Source organism: Streptomyces sp. NPDC001880 (assembly GCF_053594575.1).
This window is the reverse complement of the sequence record NZ_JBSFET010000165.1, coordinates 1-6,715: the sequence shown is the minus strand read 5'-3', so window position 1 is coordinate 6,715 and position 6,715 is coordinate 1. Positions and strand designations below refer to the sequence as shown.

The following is a 6,715-nucleotide window of genomic DNA, read 5'->3' as shown; positions in this document are numbered from 1 at the left end:
TCGACTCCAGACGCGTGCGCCGAAGGTCCACCGCTGCCTCCAGAGCCGGCACGGACAGCGGCCGTCCCGCGCTCGCGAGGGCAGCGAGGGTCTGTTCCTTGCAAACAGGTGACCGGCCCGGTCAGTGGCCTGCCCTCGGGGGCCCTGGCCCTGGCGGGCAGTCGCCGCACCTGTCCGGCCACGGCAGGCTCGACGAGCCGGCGGCCGCCGTCACCACCGGCACGACGGTGGAAGTGCGGCCGCCCCGGCCCGGCCACCTCGATCTGCGCCAGGCGGAATCGAGTCGCCGGCGGCCGGCCCGGGGCGGGGCCGGACGACGCTCGATTCTCTTGGTGCTTCGTGACACGACATCTCGAAGCGTGCGGAACGGCCGCGTCCTCTGTCACGCGATCACGCAGGCCTCAGCAGACCGGGTGACCTGCGACGTCAAGCAACAAGCCAAAGCTCCGCCGGAGATCCGATCGGCAGGCTCCACCATCCGGGCACCCGAGGCGAAACGTGGACACACCGGGCGGTTCGGCACTACGACGTGGGGGTCACCGGTAGTACACGGCGGTCCGCCTGCCGTCGACCTCGTGGATCTGGACGGGCGTGTCGAACACCTCGGTGAGCACTTCGGCGCGCATCATCGCGTCGACGGTGTCGGAGGCGGCGACGCGGCCGTCGCGCAGGGCGATGATCCGGTCGGAGTAGGTGGCGGCGAAGTTGATGTCGTGCACGATCAGGACGACCGTCTTGCCGAGTTCGTCGGCGGCGCGGCGCAACTGGCCCATCATCCGCACGGAGTGCTTCATGTCGAGGTTGTTGAGGGGTTCGTCCAGCAGCACGTACCGGGTGTCCTGGGCGAGCACCATCGCGACGTAGGCGCGCTGGCGCTGGCCGCCGGAGAGCTGGTCGAGGTAGCGGTGTTGGAGGTCGCCGAGGTGGAGGAAGTCGAGCGCCTCATCCACCTTGGCCACGCACTGGGGGGTGAGCCGTCCATGGCTGTGCGGGAACCGGCCGAAGGCGACCAGTTCGCGCACCGTCACCCGGGCGGTGAAGTGGTTCTCCTGCCGCAGGATGGACAGCGTCCGGGCCACCTCCTGCGACTTGGCCCGGTGGATGTCGAGGCCGTCGACGGTGACCGTGCCCGAGGTCGGCTCGACGAGCCGGCCGATGATGGTCAGCAGGGTGGACTTCCCGGCGCCGTTGGGGCCCACGAGCGAGGTGACGCCGCCCGCGGTGATCTGTCCGGAGACGGGGCCGAGCACGGTGTCGTCGCCGTAACTCTTGCGTATGTCGGTGAACTCGATCACAAGGTGCCCTTCCGGAGGAGGTGCGCGAGGAAGATCGCCCCGCCGAGGAAATCGATGACGACGGTGAGCATGCCGGAGGCGTAGAAGACGTGCTCCATCACGAACTGTCCACCCGCCAGGGTGATCAGCCCGATGAGGAAGGCCATCGGCAGCACGACGAGGTGCCGGTGGGTGCCCGCGACCTGGTAGGCCAGCATCGCCGTGACGAACCCGAAGAAGGTCATGGGGCCGGCGAGCGCGGTCGACATCGCGATGAGGACGGAGATCAGCAGCAGCATCACCGTCAGCTCGCGCTTGTGGTCGATGCCCAGGTTGGTGGCGGCCTCCCGGCCGAGCAGCAGGGTGTCCAGTCGGTAACGGCGCTGCCAGATGACCGCGCCGACGACCAGGCACACCACGCCGGCCAGCGGCAGGTACTCCGCTTCGGCGGTGCTGAGCCGCCCGGACAACCGGGTCGCCAGGATGTCGTGCTCGGCGGGCGACAGCAGCCGTTGCAGGAAGTCCGACAGGCCGCGGAAGGCGAGCCCCAGCGCCATACCGACCAGTAGCAGCACATGGAGGCTGCCCCTGCGCCCGGAGAATAGCCAGCCGAACAGCAGCATCGTGAAGCCGACCATCAGCAGCGTCTGGGTGATCAGCTTCGGCAGCCCGTCCGTGGCGGCGAGGACGCTGCCGCCGAAGACGGACACCAGCAGTGTCTGCATCAGGATGTAGACGGCGTCGAACCCCATGACCGACGGGGTGAGCAGCCGGTTGTGGGTGATCGTCTGGAACACCACCGTCGCCACCGCCTGCGCGAACGCGACGACCGCCATGGTGCCGAACACGGTCAGGCGTCGCTCGAGGGCGAAGCCGAAGGACCCCTCGATGAACAGGAAGAGGAAGGCGCTCACGGAGACGGCGGCCAGGGCCGCGGCCACCGTGAGTCGGCCCGCCGGGGGCAGCCCGCGACGCCGGGGCTTCGTGCCGCCGGCCGGTTCACCGGTCGGTGCGGTGTTCGGCGCAGGGGAAGCGGCCGACACGTGAGGCTCAGACATGGGCCTTCCCTCGTTGACGCAGGATCATCGCGACGAACACGACCCCACCGGCCGCTCCGAGCACCACCGTCGCCGGGATCTCCAGCGGGGAGACGACGACCCGTCCGACGAGGTCACAGGCGATCATCAGGGCGATGCTGCTGAGCACCACCCAGGGCAGGTTCTTGCGGACGTCGTCGCCGCGCGCCATGGAGACGAGGTTCGGCACGATCAGACCGAGGAAGGGGATGAACCCGACGACCACGGTGGTCACGCCGGTGGCCAGGGCGACCATGGTGAGCCCGATGAACAGGATGCGCCGGTAGGGCAGCCCGAGGCTGACGGCCGTGTCACGGCCGAGCCCGGCAATGGTGAAGCGGTCCGCCGCGAGGTACAGGCCGATGACGATGGCCCCCACCACCCACAGCGGTTCGTAGGTGCCGCGCACCACGGAGCTGAACCCGCCCGAGCGCCAGGTGGCGAGCGTCTGCAACAGGTTGGTGGTGGAGGCGATGTACAGGGTCACCGCGCTGACCAGCGCGCCCAGCATGATGCCCACGATCGGGACGATGACCTGCGACCTGAGCACGATCCGCCCGAGCACGAAAAGGAAGACCAGCGTGCCGATGAAGGCGAAGGCACTCGCGGCCCCCATCTTGACCAGGGCCGACGAGTCCGGGGCGAGGAGGGTGAGCAGCAGCACGCCCAGCGCCGCCCACTCGCTGGTGCCGGTGGTGGTCGGCTCGACGAATCGATTCTGCACCAGCATCTGCATGATCACGCCGGAGACGGCCATGGCGGAGGCGGCGAGGACGAGGGCCAGAGTCCGCGGCACGCGCGAGATGAGGAACATCCTTCGGTCGTCGGGGTCGGTGAACAGGGAGCGCAGGTCGATGTCGTACCCGCCGACGAACAGCGAGACGATGACCAGGGCCAGCACACAGAGGGTTGCGAGCGGCAGGGAAAATCGGCGCATGGGGCTTCCGGGGCGAGGGAGGACAAGCGGGCCCCGCACCGGGCGGGGCCGCTTCGACGCTGAGATGTCAGGCCGCGTTGAACGCGGTCGCCACCTGGTTGAAAGCGTCGGTGTACGCCTGGACGCCCTCGGTCAGGTAGAAGTCGTTGGCCAGGTAGATGACTTGGTCCTGCTTGCGGAACGTGGTGTTGTCCCACGCCTCCATGCCGTCCACGACCTTCTTCGCCGCGACGGCCTTGGCGCCGTCCTCGGTGCCCACGGCCGCGTCGCGGTCCAGCACGATCATCCAGTCCGGGTTGAGCTTGGCGATCGTCTCGGGGGCGAGCCCGGAGTCGTCGTGCACGGAGGTGCTGTCCTCGCCCTCGGCGCTGAGCACGTTCTTCAGGTTCAGCGGCTCGGTGAGGCGGCCGATCCGGCTCGCAGCGTTGTCGACCTTGCCCGCGCTGGCGACCCCCAGGAACACGCTCTCGCCCTTGGTGGCACTGGCGGCGTCCTGCTGCGCCTTGTCCAGGGCGGTGACGATCTCCTCGGCCTTCGCCTCTTCGTCGAAGATCTTCCCGAGCGCCTCGGTCTGGGTCTTCAGGGAGTTCACGTAACCGCCCTCCGCCTCGTCGGACGGGGCGATGTCCACCGTCTTGGCGATCTTGGACAGCTTGTCGTGGTGGTCGGCGAAGCGGTAACCGCCGATGATCAGGTCCGGCTGGGCAGCGTTGATCGCCTCGAACTTCGGCTCGAAGTGCATACCGGCGTCCTTGATGGACGCGTCGTTCTTCCAGTCCTCGTAGCCCGCGTCCGGCAGCAGCCCCTTCGGCACCGCGACGGGCTTCACACCCAACGCCTTGAGCGTCGCGAAAGACGTGTTGTCGAGCGCCGCGACCCGGGCGGGCTTGAAAGGAACTTCGAGGTCGCCCTCGGCGGTGGCGACAGTGACGGTGCTCGCACCCTTCTCGGTCCTCGCCGAATCCGCCTTCTTCTCTTCGGAACCTCCGCAGGCGCTCAACACCAACCCCGCGCACAGGACAGAACTGGCCACGATGGCGGTCTTACGGAAGCGGGTGGTACGCACGGCGGGTGACTCCTGAGACGGGTGGGGCAGTCGTCACCACAGGGTGATGCGACCACGTGAACGTGTAACCATGGTTAGCCTAACCTAAGTAGCGACGGAAGATCGCTAGTGGGTGACGTATGCGTCGCAACCGTGATGAAGGCGCGGATGCAGTCCGACCGGGGGCGGCGCCGTCGAGCGGACCAGGGCCTCGTTCCGCGTCCCGAATGAGAGTCGTGACGGTGAGTTCGGGGTCGGCGCCCGACGGGTGGAATCAGCCGGATCAGCCAGCCCCGAAGTGCGGAGCCAGTGCCCCTGCAGGCAACGTTCGCCCCGTCGCGTCGCCCGGCCCCGGCCTCACCGACCGCCACGGCATCGTGCGCGACGGCGACAGTCGCACCGCCCGGCGGATGCCGGGCCGGTCGTCGGCCCGGCATCCGCCGGAGTGCCCGACCCGGAACTCAGTCCGGCAGCCACGCCCGCCAGACGGACTCGTTCTTCCTCACCCACCGCTCCGCGGCTTCCTCGGGCGACAGCTTCTGGTCCGCGATCATCAGCGCCACCTCGTTCTGTGCCTGTGTCGTCCAGTGGAACTTCTTCAGGAACTCGGCGGCGCTGGTGCCCCCGTGTGCGAACCGGGCGTTGAGGAACTTCCGCAGCGGAGTGTGCGGGTACGCGCACGCCACCTTCTCCGGGTCGGCGTCGCAGCCCTCCTTGTACGCGGGCAGCTTCACCTCCGTCATCGGAACCTGCTCGAACAGCCACTGCGGCTTGTACCAGTAGGTGAGGAACGGCTTCTTCTCCTTGGCGAACTGCTTGATCTGCGTGATCTGCGCCGCCTCGGAGCCGGAGAACACCACCTGGTAGTCCAGGTCCAGATTCCTCACCAGCGCCTTGTCGTTGGTGACGTACGAGGGCGAGCCGTCCAGGAGCTGGCCCTTGCCGCCGCTCTCCGCGGTACGGAGCCGGCCGGCGTACTTGTCGAGGTTCTTCCAGTCCGTCACGTCCGGGTTGGCGTCGGCGAAGTACTTCGGCACGAACCAGCCGATGTGGCCGGTGACTCCGAGCTCGCCACCCGGTGCGATGGTCTTCTTGTCGGCGACGTAACGCTCCTCCTGCTCCGGGTGGCCCCAGTCCTCCAGGATCGCGTCGACGCGGCCCTGGCTCAGCGCGTCCCAGGCCGGCACCTCGTCGATCTGGACGGTGTCGACGCGGTATCCCAGCTCGTGCTCGAGCAGATACCCGGCGACGGCCACGTTGGCCTGCGCGCCCACCCACGACTGGACGGAGAGGGTCACGGTCCTGGCGCCGTGCGCGTCGGCGTACGGGGACGACTGCTTGGTCATGTCCGCGGCGCCACACCCCGTCAGGGCCAGCAGCCCGAACGCGGTGGCGGCGGCGATGGTGCTCCTACGCATCCCGGCTCTCCTTCCCGGCAGGCTGTGTGACCCGGTCCAGCATCAGCCCGAGACACACGATCGCTGCGCCCGCGACAAGACCGCTCGCCAGGTCGCCCTGGGCCAGCCCGAACACCACCTCGTAGCCGAGCGCACCGCCGCCGACCAGGCCCCCGATGATGACGACGGCGAGGACGAGGACCACACCCTGATTGACGGCCAGCAGCAACGCGGGCCGGGCAAGGGGGAGTTGGACCTGGCGCAGCTGCTGCCAGCCGGTCGCCCCGAGGGAGCGGGACGACTCCATCGCGACCGGGTCCACGGCGCGCATGCCCTGTGCGGTGATACGGACGACGGCGGGCAGTGCGTACACCACGGCCGCGGCGGTGGCGGGTGCCCGGCCGACGCCCAACAGCGCGACCACCGGGATGAGGTACACGAACTGCGGCATCGTCTGGAAGACGTCGAGCACGGGCCGCAGCAGCCGCTCCAGGCGGGGGCTGCGGGCCGCGGCGACACCGGTGGCGACACCGGCGAGGAGTGTGATGGCAACCGCGGTCAGCACCTGCGAGAGGGTGTCCAGCGCCGGGTACCACACCCCGAGCACCCCGATCGCGGTCATCGCGAGCACGGCGGTCAGCGCGGTGCGCCAGGTGCCGAGGAACTGGGCGATGACCCCCACGAGGAGGAGTACGGCCCACCACGGCAGCCATTGCAGGCCGTCACGCACCGGGTCGAGGACCCAGGTGGTGAAGCGTGCGGCCCAGTCGGCGGTGCCGCCGATCACGGGGATGCCGGAGTACAGGTGCGCGGTCATCCAGTCGACAGCGCGGTTTACCGAACCCGCGATGTCCACCGTCCAGGCGTCCGGCCACGACAGCCGGCCGGTGAATCGGCCGACGAGAGCCACGGCGACCGTGCCGGCCGCGGCCGCTAGGCGTACGCCGCCGGTCCCGGTCACATCGATGCGCCGCACCTTATGTCCT

General features: G+C 69.1%; 6 protein-coding genes. All 6 read right to left on the bottom strand.

Annotated elements, in window-relative coordinates; all coding sequences use genetic code 11:
* Window positions 1-536: 536 nt before the first annotated feature.
* On the bottom strand, window positions 537-1,295 hold the full coding sequence (locus tag ACWCQ6_RS35005) for an iron ABC transporter ATP-binding protein (RefSeq protein WP_451096227.1): 759 nt from the start codon (window positions 1,293-1,295) through the stop codon (window positions 537-539).
* Window positions 1,292-2,332 carry an iron chelate uptake ABC transporter family permease subunit gene (locus ACWCQ6_RS35000; RefSeq protein ID WP_451096225.1) on the bottom strand — a complete coding sequence of 347 codons (1,041 nt, stop codon included), beginning with the start codon at window positions 2,330-2,332 and terminating at the stop codon, window positions 1,292-1,294. The genes ACWCQ6_RS35005 and ACWCQ6_RS35000 overlap by 4 nt, the downstream gene beginning before the upstream one ends.
* The gene (locus ACWCQ6_RS34995; protein WP_451096223.1) at window positions 2,325-3,287 is read right to left on the bottom strand and encodes an ABC transporter permease; all 963 of its coding nucleotides are present in this window, start codon (window positions 3,285-3,287) and stop codon (window positions 2,325-2,327) included. Before ACWCQ6_RS34995 ends, ACWCQ6_RS35000 begins: the two co-directional genes overlap by 8 nt.
* Before the next feature lie 67 nt (window positions 3,288-3,354).
* A complete protein-coding gene (locus tag ACWCQ6_RS34990; protein ID WP_451096221.1) occupies window positions 3,355-4,353 on the bottom strand; it encodes a siderophore ABC transporter substrate-binding protein in 999 nt (332 codons plus the stop codon).
* A gap of 440 nt (window positions 4,354-4,793) precedes the next feature.
* Window positions 4,794-5,750, bottom strand: coding sequence for an ABC transporter substrate-binding protein (locus ACWCQ6_RS34985; RefSeq protein WP_451096219.1), 957 nt, complete (start codon window positions 5,748-5,750; stop codon window positions 4,794-4,796).
* The coding region (locus tag ACWCQ6_RS34980; RefSeq protein WP_451096217.1) for an ABC transporter permease at window positions 5,743-6,715 on the bottom strand (973 nt) is incomplete at its 5' end. The genes ACWCQ6_RS34985 and ACWCQ6_RS34980, both read right to left, overlap by 8 nt.